The sequence below is a fragment of the Glutamicibacter sp. NPDC088483 genome, from assembly GCF_044753145.1.
In the GTDB taxonomy this organism is placed as follows: Bacteria; Actinomycetota; Actinomycetes; order Actinomycetales; family Micrococcaceae; genus Glutamicibacter.
The window spans coordinates 395,464-418,370 of sequence record NZ_JBIVMP010000005.1; the positions used below are offsets into that span (position 1 = coordinate 395,464).

At 65.5% G+C, this 22,907-nt stretch carries 19 protein-coding genes; 11 read left to right on the forward strand and 8 right to left on the reverse strand.

The features are described 5' to 3' along the window. Positions 1 to 131 precede the first annotated feature (131 nt). A complete protein-coding gene (locus tag ACIP6G_RS13020) occupies positions 132 to 341 on the forward strand; it encodes a hypothetical protein (protein ID WP_400290513.1) in 210 nt (69 codons plus the stop codon). Here ACIP6G_RS13020 and ACIP6G_RS13025 read toward each other — a convergent pair. After that, positions 338 to 820, reverse strand: coding sequence for a GNAT family N-acetyltransferase (locus ACIP6G_RS13025; protein WP_400290516.1), 483 nt, complete (start codon positions 818 to 820; stop codon positions 338 to 340). The two genes, ACIP6G_RS13020 and ACIP6G_RS13025, sit on opposite strands and share 4 nt — an antisense overlap. Positions 821 to 1,027: 207 nt before the next feature. Next, the gene (locus ACIP6G_RS13030; RefSeq protein WP_105658140.1) at positions 1,028 to 1,549 is read right to left on the reverse strand and encodes a phosphoribosyltransferase; all 522 of its coding nucleotides are present in this window, start codon (positions 1,547 to 1,549) and stop codon (positions 1,028 to 1,030) included. Between the two features lie 294 nt (positions 1,550 to 1,843). Between ACIP6G_RS13030 and ACIP6G_RS13035 the strand changes: the two genes are divergently transcribed. Both ACIP6G_RS13035 and ACIP6G_RS13040 read left to right on the forward strand, forming a co-directional pair. Then, on the forward strand, positions 1,844 to 3,358 hold the full coding sequence (locus ACIP6G_RS13035; RefSeq protein WP_400290519.1) for a DUF5129 domain-containing protein: 1,515 nt from the start codon (positions 1,844 to 1,846) through the stop codon (positions 3,356 to 3,358). Continuing rightward, positions 3,358 to 4,038 carry a 4'-phosphopantetheinyl transferase gene (locus tag ACIP6G_RS13040; RefSeq protein ID WP_400290522.1) on the forward strand — a complete coding sequence of 227 codons (681 nt, stop codon included), beginning with the start codon at positions 3,358 to 3,360 and terminating at the stop codon, positions 4,036 to 4,038. The genes ACIP6G_RS13035 and ACIP6G_RS13040 overlap by 1 nt, the downstream gene beginning before the upstream one ends. Positions 4,039 to 4,060: 22 nt before the next feature. Here ACIP6G_RS13040 and ppk2 read toward each other — a convergent pair whose 3' ends face one another. From ppk2 to ACIP6G_RS13065, 5 genes are all read right to left on the reverse strand, one after another. Then, on the reverse strand, positions 4,061 to 4,957 hold the full coding sequence (ppk2, locus tag ACIP6G_RS13045) for a polyphosphate kinase 2 (protein ID WP_400290525.1): 897 nt from the start codon (positions 4,955 to 4,957) through the stop codon (positions 4,061 to 4,063). A gap of 131 nt (positions 4,958 to 5,088) precedes the next feature. Beyond that, positions 5,089 to 6,390, reverse strand: coding sequence for a M1 family metallopeptidase (locus ACIP6G_RS13050; RefSeq protein ID WP_400290528.1), 1,302 nt, complete (start codon positions 6,388 to 6,390; stop codon positions 5,089 to 5,091). Positions 6,391 to 6,403: 13 nt separating this feature from the next. Further along, positions 6,404 to 10,339 carry a Pls/PosA family non-ribosomal peptide synthetase gene (locus ACIP6G_RS13055; RefSeq protein ID WP_400290531.1) on the reverse strand — a complete coding sequence of 1,312 codons (3,936 nt, stop codon included), beginning with the start codon at positions 10,337 to 10,339 and terminating at the stop codon, positions 6,404 to 6,406. A 166-nt stretch (positions 10,340 to 10,505) separates the two neighbouring features. Beyond that, positions 10,506 to 11,429, reverse strand: a complete 924-nt coding sequence (locus ACIP6G_RS13060; protein ID WP_400290534.1) for an amidohydrolase family protein — start codon at positions 11,427 to 11,429, stop codon at positions 10,506 to 10,508. Positions 11,430 to 11,445: 16 nt separating this feature from the next. Further along, the gene (locus ACIP6G_RS13065) at positions 11,446 to 12,414 is read right to left on the reverse strand and encodes a quinone oxidoreductase family protein (protein WP_400290537.1); all 969 of its coding nucleotides are present in this window, start codon (positions 12,412 to 12,414) and stop codon (positions 11,446 to 11,448) included. 184 nt (positions 12,415 to 12,598) lie between these two features. Between ACIP6G_RS13065 and argC the strand changes: the two genes are divergently transcribed. From argC to ACIP6G_RS13100, 7 genes are all read left to right on the forward strand, one after another. After that, entirely contained in the window at positions 12,599 to 13,630 is a 1,032-nt protein-coding gene (gene argC, locus ACIP6G_RS13070; protein WP_400290540.1) for an N-acetyl-gamma-glutamyl-phosphate reductase, read from the forward strand. After that, complete coding sequence (gene argJ / locus ACIP6G_RS13075) at positions 13,627 to 14,841, forward strand: bifunctional glutamate N-acetyltransferase/amino-acid acetyltransferase ArgJ (protein ID WP_400290543.1); 1,215 nt, start codon at positions 13,627 to 13,629, stop codon at positions 14,839 to 14,841. Before argC ends, argJ begins: the two co-directional genes overlap by 4 nt. Before the next feature lie 21 nt (positions 14,842 to 14,862). Beyond that, entirely contained in the window at positions 14,863 to 15,798 is a 936-nt protein-coding gene (gene argB, locus ACIP6G_RS13080; protein ID WP_400290545.1) for an acetylglutamate kinase, read from the forward strand. Then, the gene (locus ACIP6G_RS13085; RefSeq protein ID WP_105658131.1) at positions 15,795 to 17,054 is read left to right on the forward strand and encodes an acetylornithine transaminase; all 1,260 of its coding nucleotides are present in this window, start codon (positions 15,795 to 15,797) and stop codon (positions 17,052 to 17,054) included. Before argB ends, ACIP6G_RS13085 begins: the two co-directional genes overlap by 4 nt. A gap of 52 nt (positions 17,055 to 17,106) precedes the next feature. Further along, a complete protein-coding gene (gene argF, locus ACIP6G_RS13090) occupies positions 17,107 to 18,066 on the forward strand; it encodes an ornithine carbamoyltransferase (protein ID WP_105658130.1) in 960 nt (319 codons plus the stop codon). A 1-nt stretch (position 18,067) separates the two neighbouring features. Then, positions 18,068 to 18,571 carry an arginine repressor gene (locus ACIP6G_RS13095; RefSeq protein ID WP_105658129.1) on the forward strand — a complete coding sequence of 168 codons (504 nt, stop codon included), beginning with the start codon at positions 18,068 to 18,070 and terminating at the stop codon, positions 18,569 to 18,571. A gap of 99 nt (positions 18,572 to 18,670) precedes the next feature. Then, complete coding sequence (locus ACIP6G_RS13100) at positions 18,671 to 20,524, forward strand: HNH endonuclease signature motif containing protein (RefSeq protein WP_400290548.1); 1,854 nt, start codon at positions 18,671 to 18,673, stop codon at positions 20,522 to 20,524. 80 nt (positions 20,525 to 20,604) lie between these two features. Here ACIP6G_RS13100 and ACIP6G_RS13105 read toward each other — a convergent pair whose 3' ends face one another. After that, entirely contained in the window at positions 20,605 to 21,156 is a 552-nt protein-coding gene (locus ACIP6G_RS13105; protein WP_105661899.1) for a macro domain-containing protein, read from the reverse strand. Positions 21,157 to 21,408: 252 nt separating this feature from the next. On the opposite strand from ACIP6G_RS13105, the gene argH reads away from it, so the two are divergent. Continuing rightward, positions 21,409 to 22,824 (forward strand): argininosuccinate lyase, encoded by a 1,416-nt coding sequence (gene argH, locus ACIP6G_RS13110; protein ID WP_400290551.1) that lies wholly within the window; start codon positions 21,409 to 21,411, stop codon positions 22,822 to 22,824. Positions 22,825 to 22,907: the final 83 nt, after the last annotated feature.

Below are 22,907 nucleotides of genomic sequence, written 5' to 3' on the forward strand. Positions count from 1 at the left end.
TGCTGCTCTCCCGATGATCGGGAAGCGGCAGGGCATTTTGCTTTGTCGCCATGCCCGGGTTGGCCAGGTTGAGGACTACACTTGATCTGGGATATCCCGACAATGCGACTAGATGAGGGAAGAGGCTTGAAGTGAAGGGATTGCGTTCATGCGGTACTGTGCTGCTGGTGTTCTTCCTCGGGATCCTGGCCGTTGCCGTCCTCATCGCGGCAGGCTGGGCAGCGGTGCTGTTTATCCAGCGTGGCGCCGGAACCCACCTCGAAGAACCGGCGACCCCGAGCGCTACGGTAGAGGAAGAAGCACCCGATAGGCTCCGCCCATCGGAAACCTACACGCCCTAGCTGGCAGGTGGCACCGGTACAGTGGGAAGAACCCGTGTCAACGTTATGAGCCCAGGGCCTTCCTTCGCCTGCGCGATGAACCCGTAACGGGCAAGCACTTTCAGCGAGGCGATATTCGAGGCATCGGCACGAGCGATAAATGCGCTTCGACCGGTTTCCTGCAATTGCGCGAGCCCCTCGCTGACTATTTCCTTCGCCAAGCCTTGGCCCCAGCATTCCGGGGCGATCCAATAGCCGATTTCGGTGGCATGCCTGCGTTCGGTAGCGGTGAAAAGTCCAACCGGAGAATTCTGGCGGCGCGCGATAAACCAGGAGATCTCCGGACTGCTCAGGGCATGATCCACGCGTTGCGCGGTGTACTCCAGGCTCCATGTGCTTCCGTCGCCGATATGGGCCATGACGCGTTCGTCTGCAGCCAGGCGCGCAACGAAATCTGCATCCGCCTCGGTCATTGGCGTTAGCAGCAGTGAAGGACCCATGGGTTCAGCCTATGCGGGAACGAAGCGCGCGCAAACTTGTTTCATTGGCCGTAGTTCTTCTACGAGTCCTTCGGGATGGAAGCCGACTTCACCGGGGACTTTCCGCAATGCCCCGGATTCAGCCTGGACTTGCGCCCGCGGCAGTAGCTTCGAAACAAAAGCAGGGAACGGCGAAAGTTCGCCGTTCCCTGCTGAAATTCAAATACTTTACTTGGCTGCGCCAGCGGTAACTGGTGGCAGATCCGACCATGGGAAGGTAATCCACTTGTCGGTGCGGCGCCATTCGTAATCCGGGACCATGATGGTGCGCGGCTTGGTGTACAGGCAGACGGTCTTGACCTCGGCGCCCCAGGCAGACACCAGATCGACAACCTTTTCAAGGGTGCGGCCGGAGTCGGAGACATCGTCAACGATCAGGATCTTCTTGTCGCGCAGGTGGCCATCGTCCAGCATTGGAGGAAGAACCACTGGCTCCGGCAGGACGGTGCCGATGCCGGTGTAGAACTCCACGTTCAGCGCACCGCAGGCCTTGACGCCCAGAGCGTAGGAAATCGAGCCGGCCAGCAGCAGGCCGCCTCGTGCTACTGCCAGAACGATGTCCGGCTCGAAGCCGTCGTCGACAATGGTCTGTGCCAGTTCGCGGGAAGCTTCACCGAAGGTGTCCCAAGTGAGGATCTCGCGCTCTGGTTCTGAAAGGACGGATGCCCCGGAATCGTCAATGCTAGTCATTCTGCAATTTTAGCCCCGAATTTGGTGCGGTGCTGTCCAGTTCAAACCAATCGATCATTTTTTCCTCCCATGCCCGGAGGATTCCCATCCGTTGATCAGGCATGAATAGGCATGCAATGCACCTGCTTGAGGAATCCATCACTTTTCGGCGAATCCCGGTTGGAACAAGCGCGTTGCGGCCCCAATGCGCCGAAAGCCGTCTTAAGGATGATCGATGCCACACCCCGGCTCGCTAGGATAGGAGAAAGGCCATCAGCCGGAGATAACCCGGAACTCGAAAGAAGGAGACGCATCGTGGGCCCACGAACCCGAAGCATTCGAATAGCCGTTACCGCAGCGGCACTTTCCTTGGGCCTGGCTGGCGCCCTGCCTGCCGCGCAAGCTGCCACCGGTGTGCAGGTCGTGGCCGGGCAGAACCTGGAATCAGTCACCATCGAGGATTCCACCGGCAAGCTCAATGAGCAGCGGCTGCGTGATGCACTGGACGAGCTCGATTTCAACGAGCCCACAGACGTGGCAATCTACGCCCGCAACGGAGAATACTCCGATGACATCAACACCAAGACGCTGGAATACGCCAAGTCATCCCATCCGGAATGGATATCAGGGAAGCCCGAAGACTATGGCGACTACTGGGCCGACGGCCTGTTCATCATCACCTTGTCCATCGAAGGAGAAGGAGATGGACAGATCGGCACGTACTTCGGCGAAGACCGCAAGGTCTCAGAGAGCTCCATGGAGAGCATCCACGAAGCCGGCTACGACGACTTCAATCTATCCCGGTGGACCGACGGCGTCATTGCGGTAGCCGATCAGGCGGCCGTGATCATGAATCGGCCCTGGTACCAGCACCCGGCCTTGTGGATATCCACGGGCGTCGGAGGCCTCGTGGCTGCCATTATCGGCGGCGTCGCACTGCACACTCGGTCAACGCGGCGGAAAACCTTCGCGGAAGAACTGCATCAGGGGACCTTGCACCTGACCAACGTCACGATGGATCTGGAAGAAACCGAATTGGCGGCTCGTACGCTGCCGTCGGCTTCAGGGCATGCAGCCGAGCTGGAGCAGCGCTTCACCAAGTTCATGGCCAAATACCGTGCTTGTTTTGAAGCGCAGCAGGCACTGGAAGACTCGGGCAAGAAGGAGCGCTCCGGCTCCGAAGGCGTTCGCTTCGCCAAGGAGTTCCGCGAAACAGCGCAGTCCCTGGACCTGACCGATGACGCCATCATCGCCGCGGCGGCGCTTTATACCCGTTCAGCATCCTGGGAAGAGGCGTGGCATGCACAGACCGAGCCGCTAGAAGAGGACCTGGACGAGATCAGGGAGTTGCTCAACGACGTAGAGCCGGAATTGATGGGCAGCGCGGCCGCCTTGGCTTCCTACCGGGAAATGGCAACCACGCAGCTCGGCGAACTGTCAGCGCAGCTGAAGGAAGAATCGATCACGGTGGATCAAGCGCTCGATGGATTATCGGAGTTGCGTGCCGAATTGACCGAAAAGCTGGATGTCTTCGGCCAAGCTCAAATCGAAGTGTATGCGGAAAGTGCCGAAGAGAAGGCCGACATGCAATCGGCATTGAAGAAATCCCGCTACGAATCCGGGGCATATGACGGCCGTTCCGGCACCATCCTGGACGTTTTGAATCCCGCATCGATGTATTGGCGGGTGGGTGGCTACCACCACGGATATTCCGCGGGCGTCAGCGCAGTGGCCGAGTCGCGTGAAGCAGCGAGCTCGTCGGGCGGAGTCTCCGGCGGATACTCTGGGGGCGGAAGCTTCTCCGGCGCTGGCGGATCTTCGCGCTTCTGATGGAAGGCAACGATATCTTCGCAGAGCTGCTGCCGTCTTCGGTACATGTGGTCCAGTCGCGTACCGAGCTGGAAGACGGCCGATCCTATGGGGAAGAAGAACGGTACATCGCCGAGGCGGTGCCTGAGCGGCAGCAGGAATTCCGTACTGTCCGTGTCTGCGCTCGCCGAGCGCTGGCACAACTGGGCCATGCGGGCGTTGCCTTGGTTCCAGATCAAAAACGGGCACCGATCTGGCCAGCTGGCGTGGTGGGGAGCATGACCCATTGCGCTGGCTTCCGTGCAGCGGCAGTAGCCTCCGCCAACGATATTCGCGGCCTTGGCATCGACGCCGAACTGCATGCTCCGCTGCCGGCAGAAATCCTCGACATCATCTTGCTTCCCGAAGAGCAGGTGATGGCCGCCGAGCTATCGGCGCACCATCCGGGCATCGCCTGGGACCGGCTGATTTTCAGCGCCAAGGAAAGCGTCTTCAAGGCGTGGTTCCCGCTGACCAGGCAGTGGCTGGATTTCCTGGAATGCGAGATTCGCGTCGATGCGCAGTCCCGCCGTTTCCACGCAGGAATCCGGGCTACGGGACCGGTTGCCGCGCGGCATGCTCTCGCATCGATGAGCGGTCGCTGGAACGCCGAAGGACCGCGCGGCCAAGGGCTGCTGGGGACCTGCGTCATCGTTCCCTAGCAGCGGTGCACCGGGAACGGATCTAGAATTCTTCGCCGTGGGTAATCACATTGGCCGCGCGGCCCACGATTTTCGGATCGGGGGAGCCCACCAAGTGGTGGTCCTTGCCCTTGTACTCGAAAAGGTTCAGCACGTGGCGCATCGCCTGCAACCGGGCGCGCTTCTTGTCGTTGGACTTCACAACGGTCCACGGGGCATGCTCCGTATCGGTCTTGAGGAACATTTCCTTTTTGGCTTGGGTGTACTTTTCCCACTTATCCAAGGACTCGAGATCCATGGGCGAGAGCTTCCACTGGCGCACCGGATCGATGCGGCGGATGGTGAATCGGGTCAGCTGCTCGCTGGCGGACACCGAGAACCAGAACTTCACCAGGTCGATGCCCTCGTCGACGACCATCTTCTCGAAGGCGGGAGTCTGCTCCAGGAAGTGGTCCACCTGGGTTTCGGTGCAAAATCCCATCACGCGTTCGACGCCGGCACGGTTATACCAGGAGCGGTCGAAGAGCACGATCTCGCCAGCCGACGGGAAGTGCTGCACATAGCGCTGGTAGTACCACTGGGTGGACTCGCGCTCGCTCGGCTTTTCCAAGGCCACCACGCGGGCGCCACGCGGGTTCAGGTGTTCGGTGAAACGCTTGATCGTGCCGCCTTTGCCGGCCGCATCGCGGCCTTCGAAAACGATCATAATCCGGCGGCCATGGGCTTTCGCCCATTTCTGCAGTTTCAGCAGTTCGATCTGCAGTGCCCGCTTTTCAGCCTCGTAGGTGGCGCGATCCAGTTTCTGGAAATACGGGTAGTTCTCCCGCCAGGTATCGACGATGCTTCCATCGGCGCGGACCAGCACCGGATCGTCATCGTCGTTATCGAGGACGGAATAGCCCTGGAAGGCTTCATCGAGCAGGGGGATCTCTACAGTCATGCAATGACCGTAGAGCCATCCGGTGAACAGCTTGTGAACAAATGCTGAACAAGACCAAGCCAGAGGGTTGTTTGTGATGAAGGACAACAGCCCTGCGGACCTGGCCGGAACATCATGGCGCCGTGCGCCGATCAGGCAGGGAAGGGCGGAAGCGCCTCGGAAAACAGCCATGCGTCCAGGATGGCCTGGATCTCTTCCGCCGGTGCGTAGTGGCCCAATAGGTCAGCGAACTTCTGCGTGCTCACCGTCGAATGCTGATGCGTGGCGGTCCATTGGCGAAGCATCGTGTAGAAGTCCGTTTCGCCCAACCGCCGCATCAGCGCATACAGGGCCAGCGCTCCGCGCTTGTACACCCGGTCATCGAACATGTCCTGGGGCCCGGGGTCCCCGACCATGATGTCCTGCGGCAAGCCTTCGAGCAGGGCCCACGCGTGGCGGGCACGCTCGTCCAACGCCATCACCTGGGCTTCTTCGGAGTACACCCATTCGCTGAAGCAAGCGAAACCCTCGTTGAGCCAGATATCCTTCCAGCGCCCCGGAGTCAGGGAGTTGCCGAACCACTGGTGCGCGAACTCGTGGGCGATCAGGCGCTGGGCTTCCCACTGCAACGACAAGTGGTTCTTGCCGAAGATGCTCAGGCCCTGGGCTTCGAGCGGGATCTCCAGCTCGTCATCGACCACGACGATCTTGTAGCTCTCGAACGGGTACGGGCCGAATTTCCGCTCGAACAGCTCGGCCATCGCCGTCTGCTTCGCGAACGCGCCGCGCACCGGCACCTCGGTTCCCGGAACCGAGTAGGCCACCAGGTGGCCGCCTTCATCGAAAGGAATCTGGCTATAACGGCCGATCTGCACGGTGGCGAGGTAGCTGGCCATCGGCTCACGCTGCTCGTAGACCCACGTCTCGCGGCTGGCCGAACGGCGATGGTCCACCAGCTGGCCATTGGCCACGACGCGGTAGCCGGCATCCGCTGAGATCTCGAAGCGGTAGCTGGACTTGTGGCTGGGGTGGTCGTTGCACGGGTACCAGGTCGAGGCGCCTACTGGCTGGCCGGAGACCAGGATGCCATCGGTGAGCTCTTCCCAGCCAAGCTCGCCCCACAGCCCGTTTTCTGCCTGCGGGCTGCCGGCATAGCGCAGGTTCAGCTCCACGCGCTCGCCGGCTTTCACCACTGCTGGCAGGGAAACGACCATCCGGTGGTGCTTCTTGGCCACCGGCACCTTGCGCCCCTGGCAGGTGGCCTTGATGATCTTCAATCCGCTGAGGTTCAACGCGACCTCATTGATATCCTCCAAGGCGCGGATGCGCAGCATGGCCCGGCCATCGAGCAGGTTGCTGGCAAGCTTGATGACCAACGACAGGTCATAGTGCTCCACCGTGTACGTCGGGGACCCATGGTGCTTGGTGTACTCATCGAGTATGCGGTGGGGCATCGGCGGGGAATCCTCAGGCTTGTTGGTCAGCCGGTTGCTCGGCTTTGGTCTCGGGTTCGATGTTCCAGCGTACCGCCGGATTGCCGCGCCAGTAGGTATTTGCCGGAAGCACCTCGCCGCGCAGCACCAGGCTGGCTGGCCCGGTGGTGGTGCCTTCGGAGATCCGCGCGGCGGGCAGGATGACGCTGTGCGGGCCGAGCGTTGCCCCGGCGCCCAGGGACACCGCGTCGATGGACATGATCCGGTCGTGGAACAGGTGGGTTTGCAGGACACTGCCGCGGTTCACCGTGGCGTGGTCTTCCAATGTCACCAGGTCCGCTTCCGGGAACCAGTAGCTCTCGCACCACACGCCATGGCCGATCTTTGCCCCCTGCGCGCGCAGGAACCAGACCAAGGCCGGGGTGCCCGAAGCCAAGCGGGCGAACCATTGGGCGCAGACCAGCTCGGTGAAGGAATCCACCATTTCGGTGCGCCATATGAAGGAACTCCACAATGCGTGCTCGCCCGGGCGAATCACGCCAACCACCAGCCACTTGGCGGCGACCGCCACCAGGGCGGCGACTGCTCCGGCCAGGACCAGCACCGCGCCGGAAAGCAGGATCGCGACCAGCGGGTTGAAGTAGGCGGTCAAGGCGGACAGCGCCCAAAGCACGCCGCCGGCAATTCCGACCGTGGTGAACACCGCGAGGCCACGGGTCAGCTCCCACCCCGCCCGCATCGCCTTGAGCTTCAGGGTTGGGCGGTAGGTCAGATCCGATTCGCCTTCCACGGTGGTGCGGCGCAGCTTGTGCGGGGGCGAGCCGATCCACGAGGTGCCGGCCTTCATCTTCTTCGGCGTGGCCGACAGCACCGCGATCAGCGAGCGCTTGGGCACCCGGCGCCCGGCATGCAGGATGCCGGAGTTGCCCAGGAAGGCCTTCTTGCCCACGCGAACCGGGGCAATGTGCATCCAGCCGCCGCCGAGCTCGTAGGAAGCAACCATGGTGTCATCGGCCAGGAACGCACCCGAGGAAATGGTGGTCATTTTCGGAATCAGCAGCACCGTGGAGATCTCCACATCGCGGCCCACCTTGGCACCGAGCAGGCGCAGCCAGATCGGGGTGAAGAGCGAGGCGTAGAGCGGGAAGAGCAGGTCGCGGGCGGTATCCAAGACGCGTTCGGTAGCCCAGGCCTGCCAGCCAACGCGGGAAGTGACCGGATGCCACCCCTCTGCCAGGCCGATGGAAAGCAGGCGGACAATAACGATGGTCAGCACCATGGTGGCCAGGAACCACACGGTGGCGCCTAGCAGCACGGCCGGAATGAACCGCCAGCCGATCCCGGCCAGCGATTGCGCGCTGCCAAGTACCGGGGCTATGGCCAGCAACGCGGCGATCACCGGGAGCCACTGTGCGAGGTTCAACGCCATGGAACCGATGCCGCCCAGAATACGGGGCAGCGCCTTGTGCTCCGGTTCCTGCGTTGGCCACTTCGGCTTGGCCTTGCCTTCGCGCTGCGCCGGCGAACCGGCATAGCGGGAATGGCTGCGGGCCTGGCCGTAGACCGCGGATCCGGCTTCAACGATGGTGTGCGCACCGATGGCTGCCCCGGGGGCCAGGGTGCTGCGGGCGCCGATGGAGGCGTGGGCGCCGATCTCAATGGTGCCCACGTGCAGCTTGTCCCCGTCGATCCAGTAGCCCGAGATATCCACCTCGGGCTCGATGGAGGCTCCGGGGCCGACTCGCAGCATGCCGGTGACCGGTGGCAGGGTGTGCATGGTCGCGGTGCGGTCGATCTGCGCACCGAGCATCCGCGCATACCAAGGCAGCAGCGGAGCGGACGCCAAGGACACCGGATCGACCACGTCGGCGATGTGCTGGGCCACCCAGAGGCGCAGGTGCACCGAACCCGAGCGGGGGTAGGTCCCCGGCTTCAAGCCGCGGAGCAAGAGCTTCGTGGCCGCGATGGACAGGCCCATGCGCCCTACCGGGGTCACGAAGACCAGCCAGAGGCCGGCAAGCACGTACCACGGGGTCGGCAGGTGCGCCTCGAAAACACCGAGGAACACCAGCAACAGGTGTCCGAGCATGAGGTAGGTGAACCAGCGCAGGCCCGAGAGGATGAACAGCGGCGCGGCGGCCAGGGACTGCGCCCATTGGGTTTCCCGCTGGGTGCGCTTGACCATGCGAGGCTGCGCCGGCGTCGCGGATGGCTGCTGGCTGCCGAGGTATTCGAGCAGTGCACCAAAACGCGGGTAGTCGTAGAGCTGCGCGACGGTCAGGTCCGGGTAGCGGGCACGCAGTGCCGAAACCAGCTGGGCCGCGGCCAGCGACCCGCCACCGGAAGCGAAGAAATCGGCGTCCAGGCCGGCGGCCGAAGCGCCCAGCGCGCCGCGCCAAGCTCCGGCAATAAACTGCCCGGTCTCATCGAGTTCGGGCAGGCCGGAGCCCTCGGCAGCCAGTTCGGCGCCCGGCAACGGCCACGGCAGCGCATTGCGGTCCACCTTGCCGCTGGTCTTCATCGGCAGGCTGCTCATCACCGCCAGGATCGGCACCATCGGCGCCGGCAGGTCGGCAAGCAAGCGGGTGCGCGCTGCACCCAGATCATAGTTTTCCGCTGCCTGCAAGTAGCCGACCAGGACCTTGTTGCCGGTGGCGGTCTCGCGTACCGCTACCGCCGCGGAAGAAACTTCGGGAAGGGAGTTGAGCGCGGCGTCGATTTCGCCCAGCTCGATACGCCGTCCGCCGATCTTCACCTGGTCATCCACGCGGCCGATGAAGATCAGCCCCAGCGGGTCATTGATGACCATATCGCCCGAGCGGTAGGCGCGCTCCCAGCCCAAGGTGGGCATCGGCGCGTACTTCTCGGCATCTTTTTCCGGATCCAGGTAGCGGGCCAGTCCCACGCCGCCGATGATCAGCTCCCCGGATTCCCCTTCGGCGACCGGGATCCCCTCGGTATCAACCACCGCCAGATCCCAACTGTACAGCGGCAGGCCGATGCGTACCGGCACGCTGCCGTCCATGGTGGCGCCGCAGGCTACCACGGTCGCTTCGGTCGGTCCGTAGGTGTTCCAGACTTCGCGGCCTTCGGTGGCTAGCCGCCCGGCCAGTTCCGGCGGGCAGGCCTCGCCGCCGAAAATCAGCAGGCGCACCGAGTCCAGGGCCTGCGCCGGCCACAGCGCCGCCAAGGTGGGCACGGTGGAAACGGCGGTAATGGAACGGGAAATCAGCCACGGGCCCAGGTCCATGCCGCTGCGCACCAGGGCGCGCGGGGCCGGGACCAGGCAGGAGCCGTTGCGCCAGGCGATCCACATTTCCTCGCAGGAGGCATCGAAGGCGACCGACAGTCCGGCGAGTACCCGGTCGGTGGTGTTCAGCGGATCGCCGGGCAGGAACATCTTCGCTTCGGCATCCACGAAGGCCGCTGCCGAACGGTGGGTGACCGCGACGCCCTTGGGCTTGCCGGTGGAACCGGAAGTGAAGATGATCCATGCGTCATCTTCCAGTCCAGGCATTCGCGGGTTCGCAAAGGGCTTGGGGCGCTGGCTATCGGCCACGACGGTATCGCGTCCCTTGATGATGCCCGCGACTTCGGCCTCGGTGAACACGGTCTTGGCGCGCTCGTCGGGGTCATCGGCATCGACCGGGACATAGGCGGCCCCAACCCACATGATCGCGAGGATCCATTCATACAGGTGCCGGGTGCCCGATTCAACGCGCACGCCGATGCGGTCGCCGGCGCCTAGGCCCTGGGCATGCAGCCGCCGGGCCTTGTTCTTGACCTCTTCGAGCAGCTCCGCGTAGCTCTCTACGCGTTCGCCGTCGTCAATGGCCGGCGCATCGGGATGAGCCTGGGCGGTGGCCTGCAGGATGTCCATGAGGGTGCGCGCAGCCGGCGCCAGGGTTCCGGAGGGGAACTGGGGTGGATGGATTGGTGCATCCGGCGCTGGAGTTCGTTCGTTGTCCATGCTGATCGGATCCGCCCTTCACTAAGAGTGCAAGATGGGTCGCTGGGGGAGAGCGTCCCGGAAGTGAAGTGGATCCTGGAGGGGTGGAACGCAAGGGTTCCAGTCACCATTAAAGCGTGCCGCGGGCGGCCCGCACCAAGAATATGGTTGAACTGTCATGCATCTCTCAACTATTGCGCACCGCCTGCAGCAATTTGCGCGGGGTGTGGTGCAGCACGTCGCGCATCCAGTCCGCGCCCAGCCCCCAGGATTCCAGCGCCTGGATCTGGTGGCTGTAGGAGTAGGGGATGTTCGGGAAGTCGGAGCCGAACACGATCTTGTGCGATAGCCCGGCCACGAGCTGCGGATACTCCGCCGGCAGTGGGGCGATGCGGTTCATGAATCCGGTGCCCACCATGGTGGTATCCAGGTAGACGCCCGGATGCTGCACGGCCAGCTGCGCGAACTGCGCATAGTCGGGCAAGCCGGCATGGGCGATGACCAGCACCAGCTGCGGATGGCGGGCGAGAAGTTCGCGGATCGGCCCGATCCCGGTGAACCGCCCGGCATGCGGCCCATGGCCGCAGTGGATCACCACCGGCGTCCGGGCCTCGGCCAGCAGCGCCCAGGCGCCTTCGAGCAGCGGATCGAGCGGGGTGAAGCCGCCCACCTGCACATGCACCTTGAACACCTGCACCCCCTCGGCCAGCGCGGCGCGCACCAATTCGGTGGCCCCGGGCTCCGGGTAGAAGGTCCCCGAGCGGATCGCCTCGGGATGGCGGTCGGCGAACTGCCGCGAGTATTCGTTGAGCCAAGCGGCCATGTCCGGGCGGTGGGCATAGTTCAAGGTGCCGTAGGCGATCACGCCCAGTTCCCTCAGCGCGGCAACGCGCTGGGCCTCGGGCAGCCGGTAGCCGATCGGCCAAGGGTATCCGGCGCGCTGGGCTTCGCCATCGAAGTAGGACCAGACCTTGGCCAGCACTTTCTCCGGCATGAAGTGCACGTGCACGTCGATCAGGCCCGGGATGCCTAGGGCCTGCAGGTATGCCGGCACCGCCTCGTCGGTGGCGGGGCGGATGCCGGCGTGCTGGCTCAGTTGCTGCTCGATCATTGCTGGTGAGCCATCGCTAGGGAACCAGGATGACCTTGCCGGTGGTGGCGCGCGATTCCAGCGCGGCATGGGCCGCGGCGGCTTCGGCCAGCGGGAATTCGGCGCCGATGCGCACATCGATGTCCCCGGCGGCCACCCAGCCGAAGATATCGCCGAAGCGCCAGTGCATCTCTTCTTCGGTCGCCAGGAAGTCATCGAGCTTCGGACGGGTCACGCTCAGCGACCCGCCGGCGTTCAGCCGCTGCAGGTTGAAATCCGGGACCTGGCCGCTGGCTCCGCCAAAGAGCACCAGGGTGCCGCGGCGGCGCAGGGCGGCCAGCGAGGTTTCGAAGGTGTCCTTGCCGATGCCGTCGTACACCGCATGCACGCCGGCCCCGCCGGTGACCTGCTCGACGGTGGCGGCGACCTGGTCGTAGTCCACCACGTAGTCGGCGCCGGCAGCCTTGGCCAGGTCCTTTTTCTCCTGGGTCGAGGCGGTGGTGATTACCGTGGCGCCCTTGAGCTTGAGCAGCTGGGTGAGGATCAGCCCCACCCCGCCGGCGCCGGCGTAGGTCAGCACGACATCTCCGGAGTGCACCATGTAGCTCGAATGCACCAGGTAGTGCGCGGTCATGCCCTGCAGCGGCAGGGCAGCGGCAATGCGCAGCTCCACCGCATTCGGGACCTTGCCCGCACGCTTGGCCTCAACCAGCGCATACTGTGCGTAGCCGGCGGTGCCCGAGGCAGTGGCCACCCGGTCGCCGATCTTGTAGTTCTGCACCCCGTCGCCGATCTGCTCCACTACGCCGGAGAATTCGCTGCCCGGGGTGAAAGGGTAATCCACCTTGTAGACGCCGCTGCGCTGGTAGGTCTCGATGAAGTTCACTCCGGTGGCGGCGACCTTCACCAGCAACTGGCCGGGTCCCGGGGCGGGAACAGGCACCTGGCCCAGTTCCAATCCGTTGGCATCTGCTGGTTCATTAACCACAATGGCTTGCTGCTGCATGGCGCGGTACTCCTGGCGTGCGTGCGGGGGGATCCGGGGGAACGGTTCCCGGGTTGGTCTCTACGGCAAGTGTAGGACTTTGCGTCGTTGCGCGGGCCCGCCTGGGCTGGATGTCGGGTTACGTGACAAATAATTTTATGAATATTTATTAGCGCGGGTGAATATTTCGCGGTAGAATCTGGTCATGACGATTTCAGTAGCTGTTTCCGGCGCCAGCGGATACGCCGGTGGCGAGGTGCTGCGCATCCTCGCGGCCCACCCCGACGTAGAGATTGGCGCGATCACCGCCCATTCACAGGCCGGGCAGCGACTCGGCTCGATCGCACCGCACCTGCATGCGCTCGCCGATCGCGTACTGGTGGACACCACCGTGGAAAACCTCGCCGGGCACGACGTCGTGTTCCTGGCCCTGCCGCACGGAGCCTCGGCCGCCGTGGCCGCAGCCCTTCCCGAATCCACCCTGGTCATCGACGCCGGTGCGGACCACCGCCTGGAATCAGCCGTTGCGTGGAAGAAATTCTATGGTTCCGAGCATGCCGGCTTCTGGCCCTATGGCTTGCCTGAACTTCCCGGGCAGCGCGAAAAGCTGGTCGGCACCAAGCGCGTTGCGGTTCCCGGCTGCTACCCGACCGGCGCGCAGCTGGCCCTGGCCCCGGGCTTTGGAGCAGGACTGTTGGAGTCCGACGACGTAGTGATCGTCTCGGCCTCGGGCACCTCGGGTGCGGGCAAGTCGCTGAAGCCCAACCTGCTGGGCAGTGAAGTCATGGGCTCGATGAGCACCTACGGCGTGGGCGGCTCCCACCGCCACATCCCGGAAATGGAGCAGGGCTTCTCCAAGCTGGCCGGCGAGCCGGTCACCGTCTCCTTCACCCCGACTCTGGCCCCGATGCCGCGCGGCATCCTGACCACCGCCACCGCCAAGGTCAAGGCAGGAGTCACCGAAGCGATGCTGCGCGAGGCCTGGACCGAGGCCTACGCCGGCGAGCTGTTCGTGCACTTGCTGCCCGAAGGCCAGTGGCCCACCACCGGAGCGGTGCAGGCCTCCAACCATGTCCAGCTGCAGCTGGCCTTCGACACCCACGCCAACCGCGTGATCGTCACCGCCGCACTGGATAACCTCACCAAGGGCACCGCAGGTGCCGCCGTCCAGTCGATGAACATCGCCCTGGGCCTGGAAGAAAACACCGGATTGCTCATGCAAGGAGTTGCACCGTGAGTCTTGCCCACACCAGCACCCACCCATCGGCCGCCGCCACCGGCGTCACCGCCCCGGCAGGCTTCAGCGCCGCCGGCGTGCCAGCGGGCCTGAAGTCCACCGGCAAGAACGACGTCGTCGTGGTCAAGAACCACGGACCGGAATTCACCGCCGCCGGTGTCTTCACCTCCAACCGCGTGGCCGCCGCCCCGGTGCACTGGTCCAAGCAGGTGCTGGCCGACGGCCGCATCGACGCCGTAGTGCTCAACTCCGGGGGAGCCAATGCCTGCACCGGCGTCGAAGGCTTCGCCAATACCCACAAGACCGCCGAATACGCCGCGCAGCTGCTCGAAGTGTCCGCAGGTGACGTTGCCGTGGCCTCCACCGGCCTGATCGGCGAACAGCTGCCCATGGACAAGCTGCTTCCCGGCGTGAAGGCCGCTGCCGATACGCTGGCCGACGACCAGAACGCGGCCGATGCGGCCGCCGCGGGCATCATGACCACCGACACCGTGCCGAAGCTGGTCTCCCGCATCGTCGGGGCACCGGGCTCCGGCCAGGTCATCATCGGCGGCATGGCCAAGGGCGCGGGCATGCTCGCCCCGGCACTGGCCACCATGCTGGTAGTGCTCACCACCGACGCGGTGCTTACCAGTCAACAGGCCGATGACGCACTGCGCGCGGCCACCGCGATGAGCTTCGACCGCGCGGACTCCGATGGCTGCATGTCCACCAACGACACCGTGCTGCTGCTGGCCTCCGGCGCTTCGGGAGCCGCCCCGGTGATGGAAGAATTCACCGCCGCGCTGACCGATGCCTGCTGCGAGCTGGCCGCGAAGCTGATCGAGGACGCCGAGGGCGCCGATCACACCATCGCGATCCGCACCTACAACGCCGCCACCGAAGCCGACGCCCTGGAAGTTTCCAAGGCCGTCTCGCGCTCCAACCTGGTCAAGACCGCGGTCTTCGGCAAGGACCCGAACTGGGGCCGAGTGCTCTCCGAGGTCGGCACCACCAAAGCCGCTTTCGAACCCGATGAGCTGAACGTGTCGATCAACGGCGTCATGGTCTGCAAGAACGGCGGGGTCGGCGAAGACCGCAACCTGGTCAATCTCGATGAGCGCAACGTATCCATCGAGATCGATTTGAACGCGGGCACCGAGCAAGCCACCGTGCTGACCAACGATTTGACCCACGACTACGTCCACGAGAACTCCGCCTACTCCAGCTAGGCAGAAACAAGGAACACTCCCATGGCCCACACCGCCCGCACCAACCTGGATATCGCCCAGTCCAAGGCCGAAGCGCTCATCGAGGCGCTGCCCTGGATCCAGCGCTTCGCCGGGACCACGATGGTCATCAAGTACGGTGGCAACGCGATGGTCAACGACGATCTGCGCCGCGCCTTCGCCGAAGACATCGTGTTCCTGCGCCACGCCGGGGTCAACCCGGTCGTAGTGCACGGCGGCGGCCCGCAGATCAACAAGATGCTCGACACTTTGGGGATCGAATCCGAATTCCGCGGCGGGCTGCGCGTGACCACCCCAGAGGCCATGGACGTGGTGCGGATGGTGCTCACCGGCCAGGTACAGCGCGACCTGGTCGGCCTGATCAACTCGCACGGACCCTACTCGGTGGGCATGTCCGGCGAGGACGGCGCCACCTTGCAGGCAGTGCGCACCGGCACGGTCGTGGACGGCCTGCCCGTGGACCTGGGGCTGGTCGGCGAGGTCACCACCGTGCGCACCGACCAGGTGGACTCGCTGGTGGATGCCGGGATGATCCCGGTCATCTCCACCGTCGCCCCGGAATTCGACGAATCCGGCGAGCCCACCGGAGCGGTGCTGAACGTCAACGCGGATACCGCGGCGGCCGCGCTGGCCACCGCGCTGGGCGCCGCCAAGCTGGTGATCCTCACCGACGTGGAGGGCCTGTACGCCGCCTGGCCGGACAAGTCCTCGCTGATCAGCTCGATCACCAACGACGAGCTGCGCTCCATGCTGCCGTCGCTGGAATCGGGCATGATCCCGAAAATGGGCGCCTGCCTCAAAGCCGTCGACGGGGGCGTGGGCCAGGCCCACATCGTCGATGGCCGCGCCCCGCACTCGATGCTGCTGGAAATCTTCACCACCGCCGGCGTGGGCACCCAGGTGCTCCCGGCCACCGCACAAAAGAAGGACGCCAAGTGAGCGAGCACGCCGCTGAAACCACCTCCTCCGCCCTGGCCGGAACCGCTGAAGCTGCCGGGCTGGCGCAGCTGTCCTCGGCCGCCCTGGCCGAACGCTACTCCAGCTCCCTGCTCGGCGTCTTCGGCACCCCGCAGCGCGTGCTGGTGCGCGGGGCCGGCTGCCATGTCTGGGACGCCGATGGCCACCAGTACCTGGATCTGCTCGGCGGCATCGCGGTCAACACCCTGGGCCACGGGCACCCGCTGCTGGCTTCCGTGATCAGCAGCCAGCTGTCCACCCTGGGCCATGTCTCGAACTTCTTCACTTCCCCCAGCCAGATCGCGCTGGCCGAGAAGCTGCTGGACATCTCCGCCGCCCCGGCCGGCTCCAAGGTCTTCTTCGCCAACTCCGGCACCGAAGCCAATGAGGCCGCGCTGAAGCTGACCCGGCGCAACGCCGGCACGCCGCAGGCCCCGCGCACCAAGGTGATCGCCCTGGAGCATTCCTTCCACGGCCGCACCTTGGGCGCGCTGTCGCTGACCTACAAGGAAAAGTACCGCGCGCCCTTCGCCCCGCTGCCCGAAAACGTCAGCTGGATCCCGGCCGGGGACATCGACGCGCTGCGTGCCGCGGTGGACGAAACCGTCGCGGCGGTCTTCATCGAGCCGATCCAGGGCGAAGCCGGCGTGAAGATGCTCTCCGCGCAGTACCTGCAGGCCGCCCGCGACATCACCCGCGAAGCCGGCGCCCTGCTGGTCTTCGACGAGGTGCAGACCGGCATGGGCCGCACCGGGGCGTTCTTCGCCTCGGCCCCAGTGATCCCGGACGTGATGACCCTGGCCAAGGGCCTGGGCGGAGGCTTCCCGATCGGGGCGATGATCGTGTTCGGCGAGCAGAACACCGCCTGGCTGGCCCCGGGCGACCACGGCACCACCTTCGGCGGCAACCCGGTGGCCTGCGCCGCCGGCCTGGCCGTCATCCACACCATCGAATCCCAGAACCTGCTGGCCCATGTGCGCGCCACCGGCGATTGGCTGCGCGAGCAGCTGGCAGGCGTCGAGGGCATTGCCGCCGTGCGCGGCGCCGGGCTGCTCACCGCCTTCGAACTGGCCGCCGCCAACGCGCCGAAGCTGGTCGCCGCGGCGCTGGATGCCGGATTCATCGTGAACGCCACCGACGAGAAGACCATCCGCCTGGCCCCGCCGCTGGTGATCACCACCGAGCAGCTGGGCACCCTGATCGCGGCCCTGCCGCAGCTGATCAGCGCCGCCAGCTAGCGGCCGGCAGCAACTTCGCGACCACCCCCTGCGACAGCAAAGGACTAACACCATGAGCGCAACCCGCCACTTCCTGACCGACCTGGATTTCACCCCCGACGAGCAGTCCAAGGTGCTGGACCTGGCCGCGGCGATGAAGGCCGACAAGTACGGCTACCAGCCGTTCGCCGGCCCGCAGAGCGTCGCGGTCTTCTTCGACAAGACCTCCACCCGCACCCGCGTGTCCTTCCACGCCGGCATCGCCGAACTCGGCGGCTCGCCGCTGATCATCAACTCCGCCGATTCGCAGCTGGGCCACAAGGAGTCCATCGCCGACTCCGCCAAGGTGCTCGAGCGCATGGTTTCCACCATCGTGTGGCGCACCTTCGCCCAGTCCGGCCTGGAGGAAATGGCCGCGAACTCTTCGGTTCCGGTGATCAACGCGCTATCGGACGACTACCACCCCTGCCAGCTGATCGCCGACCTGCTCACCGTGCGCGAGCACAAGGGCAAGACCGCCGGGCTGACCATGGCCTACCTGGGCGACGCGGCCAACAACATGGCCAACTCCTACCTGCTGGCCGGGGTCACCGCCGGCATGCACGTGCGCATCGCCGGCCCCGAGGGCTACCTGCCCGAAGCCCGCATCATCGAGGCCGCGCAGCAGCGCGCCGCGCTGACCGGGGGATCGGCCACGATCACCACCGATGCCGCCGCCGCGCTGCAAGACGCCGACGTGGTCGTCACCGACACCTGGGTGTCCATGGGCCAGGAAGCCGAGAAGGCCGAACGCCAGCAGCTGTTCACCGGCTACTCGGTGACCGCCGAAGCCATGAAGCTGGCCAAGGACGACGCGATCGTGCTGCATTGCCTGCCGGCCTACCGCGGCTACGAGATCGACGCCGAGGTCATCGACGGCCCGCAGTCGGTCGTGTTCGACGAGGCCGAGAACCGCGTGCACGCGCAGAAGGCCGTGATGGCCTGGCTGATGGTCGCCTCCGGCCTGGCCGAAGATCCACGAGTGGAGCTCTAGGATGTCCGCCCAGCCAAGCACCAAAACCGCCCGCCAGGCCCGCATCCGCGCGTTCCTGGGCAACAACTCGGTCAAGTCCCAGGCCGAGCTGCTCGGCCTGCTCAAGGACGACGGGCTGGAAGTCACCCAGGCCACGCTCTCGCGCGACCTGGTGGAAATCGGAGCGGTGCGCATCCGCGACAATTCCGGGCAGCTGATCTACGCGGTGCGCCAGGAAGGCGGGGACCGTTCCCCGAAGACCGCGATCACCCAGGAAGTGCTCGACGCGCGCCTGGCCAAGATCTGCGCCGAGCAGCTGGTCACCGCCGAGGCCTCCGGGAATATCGTGGTGCTGCGCACCCCGCCGGGCGCGGCGAACCTGCTGGCCCTGGCCATCGACCACTCGCAGATGCCCTCGATCCTTGGCTGCATCGCGGGGGATGACACCATCATGGTCACCACCCGCGCGGCCGACGGCGGCGCCGAAGTGGCCGCCCGCTTCCTGCAGCTGGCCGAACCGCGCTGACCGGCGCCGCCAGGTGATCGGGCGCTTGCCGCCGCGAACTTCTCCACAGTCCGCGGCGGCTTTGCCATGCCGGTCGAGATGGCGCCCGATGATCGGGGCATGGAACCACTTCAGAGCGCCAGCGCCACGAGCACCGCGGGACCCGCACTGGCCGCCAGCCTGGGGACCGTGGCGCAGCAGCTGGCCAGCGGCACCCCGCTGGACGCCGCCAGCTTGCTGCGCGCCGAAGCCGCGTGCCTGTTGCTGTTCCAGAACCTCTGCGCCCAGGCCTCGGGCTGCGCCGATCCGCGCCTCGCGCTAGCCCACGCCCACTTCGCCGAAGCCTTCAGCCGGCAAGCCGCCCGCACCGTCGTGATGGCGGCAAGCCAGGTGGAGACCAGCGCCGCCCACGCCCTGGACCTCGCCGAATTCGACCACCTGCGCGCGGGCACCACCGATTTCAGCGCCCCTGCGCAATTCGCGCCCGGCCGCACCCTCTACCTCGATGCGGCCACCGTCCTGTCCCAGATGCTGGATGTGAATTATTTCGAGGCCGACCGCCGCGTCAAGGACGCCCATCTGGTCCACGCCCGCAAGGATATCGCCGGTGCTGCCTGCGCCCCGCGTTTCACCCTGCTCGCAGAACACTTCGCCGGCACTCCCGCCCCAGGCACGCCAGTCGCAGATCCGTCCACGGAGGCCCTGCTGTCGCCGGCCGGCTGGGCCCTGCCGGGCCTGCACAGCACGTCGGATCCCCGCGAGGTGCTGAAAACCGCCCGCGCGCTGGACAAGTTCGAACCCGAAGACACCACCTTCGACGGCCTGCCCACCACGGCCACTGCCAAGGCCGCGGACGGCACCTTGCTGGAGGAGCATGCCGCCGCGCACCTGAGGGAAGACCAGATCCGCATCCGGCAGAAGCGCATCAATGGCTTGATCAAGGAGTACAAGGACGCGCACGACCAGGCTACGACCCCGAAGCTGGGCCTCTTCCGCGGCAAGGTGGTCAATGGGGTTCATGAATTCATCGTCCGTGTCCGGGAGATCGACGCGGAACTCTGGGAATCGCTGATCACGCAGGCCGACAACAAGCGCACCAAGGCCGGCGCCGCCGCCCGCAAGGCCGCAGGCGCCGCCAGCGACAGCCCTTCCGGCGATGAGCACTGCGATACCGCAGAGCCGTCTTTCAGCGGACACCCCGGCCCGGAGCCCGACCCCGACCCGGAATCCGACGGCGGCCAGCAAGCGCCTGGTGGCAAGGCCGAGTGGGAAGAACCCGGGGAGCACCTCTGGAACAGCGACCAACCTGCTCCGGACTGGGCGGGCGTTGGCCTGCCAGCTCCTGCGGATGATGCCGCGCCAGATCCCGACCCGCCGAACCCGCCGGGCACACCACTGCCGGGCTTGCCGGCAACTTGTTCGGTGCCCGAACGCCGGCTCAATGCGCTGAACGCAATCCTGCGCAATATCGGCCCCGACAGCCAGGGCAAGCGCATCACCCCCGAAATCGTGGTGCACGCGCGCTTCGAGGATCTCCAGGATCTCGCATCGCTCACCGGCATCAGCGCGCACGGCGTGAGAATTTCCGCGCCCCAGTTGCGCACCATGCTGTGCGAAGCCAAGGTGATCAGCCCGATCTACAACGCCGACGGGGTGGTCATGGATATCGGCCGCGACGCCCGGCTCTTCCCGCGCTGGATGAAACTTGCCGCCCGCGACCGGGACGGCGGCTTCCTGGTCCCAGGCTGCACGGCAGACCCGGCACTGATCGAATTCCACCACTTCAAACCGTGGGTCAAGGGCGGCCATACCCGACTCCAGGACTGCTGCCCGCTCTGCGCACTGCACCACACCATGGCCCACAGCGGCTACCTGAAACTGGTCAAGATCAAGGGCCTGCCCCATGTCATCCTGCCCAAGCATCTGGATCCGCAGCAGCTGCCGCGGCGCAACACCTATTTCGCCCGCATCTAGCTGCCCGACCTCGCAAAACTGCCGCGCCCTCGACTAGGAGTGCGCGGCAGAGTTCGTGCGTTAATGCCATTCGGATTCGGTCAGGCGGCAATATCCTCCACGGCATCCAGCGAGAACGCCCGCTCGAAGGCGGCCTGGACCTCATCGGTATGCGCGACCAGGATGATCTTGTGGATCGGCGAAATATGCTTATTGGTCTCGATCCACCGGCTGATCGCTGCATGGGCGATGCTGGCAACCTGCTCAGGATCCCACCCGAACGCCCCTGCGCCAATCGCCGGGAACGCGACCGAGTGGGCCTCGTGGCGGGCCGCGACATACAGGGAGTTCACGAAGCAGTCGTCGAGGATCTTGGGGTTCGGCTTGATCAGCGCCAAGTTGGGGGCCGCGGTGTGGACGACCCACTTGGCATGCAGGTTGCCGGCCTTGGTGACGACGGCAATGCCCGAAGGAATCCCGTCGGGGTAGCGATTAGCCCGAATTTCCCGGCAGGCGGCCAGCAGGCTGGGACCAGCAGCTGCATGGATCGCGCCGTCGACGCCGCCTCCACCGAGCAGCGAAGGATTGGCCGCATTGACGATGGCATCAACATGAAGGGTGGTGATATCACCCCGGTACAGCTGGATTTCCATTGGGTACCTCCGAAGAACGTTCCGTATCGGCTCTATGATCACACCATACGCCCGGGCGCTGAGTACTGGAAGAGGCAAAACCTAAGGTTTCCTGCGTGTTCCGGAGCCTGGCCAGGCCACGCAGAGCAGGCCGCAGCGATAAGCATGTGATGCATGAATCGGCACACCGTTGCATAAATATGAGTTACATTGCATAAAGCTTTGCTAGAGTAGGGTGCAACGTCAATTTTCTCCGGCAGAAAGGAACGGGCCATGGCCTCGTCAACAAATGAAGGATCGCTCTGGGGCGGTCGCTTCTCCGGCGGCCCAGCGGATGCAATGGCGGCGCTGAGCAAGTCCACCCACTTCGACTGGCGCCTGGCCAGCTACGATATTGCCGGATCCCGTGCCCACGCCAAGGTGCTGAACCGCGCGGGCCTGCTCACCGATGCCGAGCTGGCAGACATGATCGCCGCCCTGGACCAGCTCGAAGCCGACGTCATCTCCGAGGCCTATGTCGCAGCGCCAACCGACGAAGACGTCCACGGCTCGCTGGAACGCGGCCTGCTGGAGCGCGCCGGCACCGCCCTGGGCGGCAAGCTGCGCGCCGGCCGGTCGCGCAATGACCAGATCGCCACCCTGGGCCGGATGTTCCTGCGCGACCACGCGCGGATCATCGCCCGCGGCGTGATCGACACCCTTGACGCCATGGTCGAGCAGGCCAAGGCGCACCCCTATGCGCCGATGCCCGGGCGCACCCACCTGCAGCATGCCCAGCCGATCCTGCTCTCGCACCTGCTGCTGGCCTACTCCTGGCCGCTGCTGCGTGATGTGCAGCGCCTGGTCGACTGGGACAAGCGTGCCGCCGTGTCGCCCTATGGTTCCGGTGCGCTGGCCGGCCAGACCCTGGGCCTGGATCCGAACTTCGTCGCCGCCGAGCTGGGCTTCGACTCGGCCGTGCACAACTCGATCGACGGCACCGCCGCCCGCGACGTGTTCGCCGAATTCTCCTGGATCGCTGCCATGATCGGCGTTGACCTCTCGCGCGTCTCGGAGGAGGTCATCCTCTGGGCCACCAAGGAATTCAGCTTCGTGAAGCTGCACGATTCCTTCTCCACCGGCTCCTCGATCATGCCGCAGAAGAAGAACCCCGATATCGCCGAGCTGGCCCGCGGCAAGGCAGGGCGCCTGATCGGCGACCTGACCGGCCTGCTGGCTACCCTCAAGGCCTTGCCCCTGGCCTACAACCGCGACCTGCAGGAAGACAAGGAACCGGTATTCGACGCCGCGGACACCCTGGAAATCCTGCTGCCGGCGGTCGCCGGAATGATGGGCACCTTGACCTTCAATACCGAGCGCATGGCGGATCTGGCCCCGCAGGGCTTCGCCTTGGCGACCGACATCGCCGAATGGCTGGTCCGCCAGGGCGTGCCGTTCCGCGACGCCCACGAACTCTCCGGCGCTGCGGTGCAGCTGGCCGAATCGCGCGGCGTGGAACTGTGGGACCTGACCGACGAGGAATACGCCGGCATCTCCGAGCACCTGACCCCGGCGGTGCGCGAGGTGCTCTCCACGGAGGGTTCGCTGAACGCCCGCAACGGCCAGGGCGGCACCGCCCCGAGCGCGGTCGCAGCGCAGCTCGCCGAGTTCGAGCGACAGCTCGACCAGATCAAGGCCTGGGTCAAGTAGCACCGGGCAGGGTCAAGCGGCCGCCGCGCGGGAAGAATCCTGCCCGGCGGCCGCTTGCGCGTTAACCACGGCTTCGAGCCCTT

Coding starts and splice junctions, on each gene's coding strand:
- ACIP6G_RS13095 (WP_105658129.1), top strand. CDS start 18,068: ATGTCCGCCCAGCCAAGCACCAAAACCGCCCGCCAGGCCCGCATCCGC.
- argB (WP_400290545.1), top strand. CDS start 14,863: ATGGCCCACACCGCCCGCACCAACCTGGATATCGCCCAGTCCAAGGCC.
- ACIP6G_RS13030 (WP_105658140.1), bottom strand. CDS start 1,549: ATGACTAGCATTGACGATTCCGGGGCATCCGTCCTTTCAGAACCAGAG.
- ACIP6G_RS13040 (WP_400290522.1), top strand. CDS start 3,358: ATGGAAGGCAACGATATCTTCGCAGAGCTGCTGCCGTCTTCGGTACAT.
- argF (WP_105658130.1), top strand. CDS start 17,107: ATGAGCGCAACCCGCCACTTCCTGACCGACCTGGATTTCACCCCCGAC.
- ppk2 (WP_400290525.1), bottom strand. CDS start 4,957: ATGACTGTAGAGATCCCCCTGCTCGATGAAGCCTTCCAGGGCTATTCC.
- argC (WP_400290540.1), top strand. CDS start 12,599: ATGACGATTTCAGTAGCTGTTTCCGGCGCCAGCGGATACGCCGGTGGC.
- ACIP6G_RS13100 (WP_400290548.1), top strand. CDS start 18,671: ATGGAACCACTTCAGAGCGCCAGCGCCACGAGCACCGCGGGACCCGCA.
- ACIP6G_RS13065 (WP_400290537.1), bottom strand. CDS start 12,414: ATGCAGCAGCAAGCCATTGTGGTTAATGAACCAGCAGATGCCAACGGA.
- ACIP6G_RS13050 (WP_400290528.1), bottom strand. CDS start 6,390: ATGCCCCACCGCATACTCGATGAGTACACCAAGCACCATGGGTCCCCG.
- ACIP6G_RS13060 (WP_400290534.1), bottom strand. CDS start 11,429: ATGATCGAGCAGCAACTGAGCCAGCACGCCGGCATCCGCCCCGCCACC.
- argH (WP_400290551.1), top strand. CDS start 21,409: ATGGCCTCGTCAACAAATGAAGGATCGCTCTGGGGCGGTCGCTTCTCC.
- ACIP6G_RS13055 (WP_400290531.1), bottom strand. CDS start 10,339: ATGGACAACGAACGAACTCCAGCGCCGGATGCACCAATCCATCCACCC.
- ACIP6G_RS13105 (WP_105661899.1), bottom strand. CDS start 21,156: ATGGAAATCCAGCTGTACCGGGGTGATATCACCACCCTTCATGTTGAT.
- ACIP6G_RS13025 (WP_400290516.1), bottom strand. CDS start 820: ATGGGTCCTTCACTGCTGCTAACGCCAATGACCGAGGCGGATGCAGAT.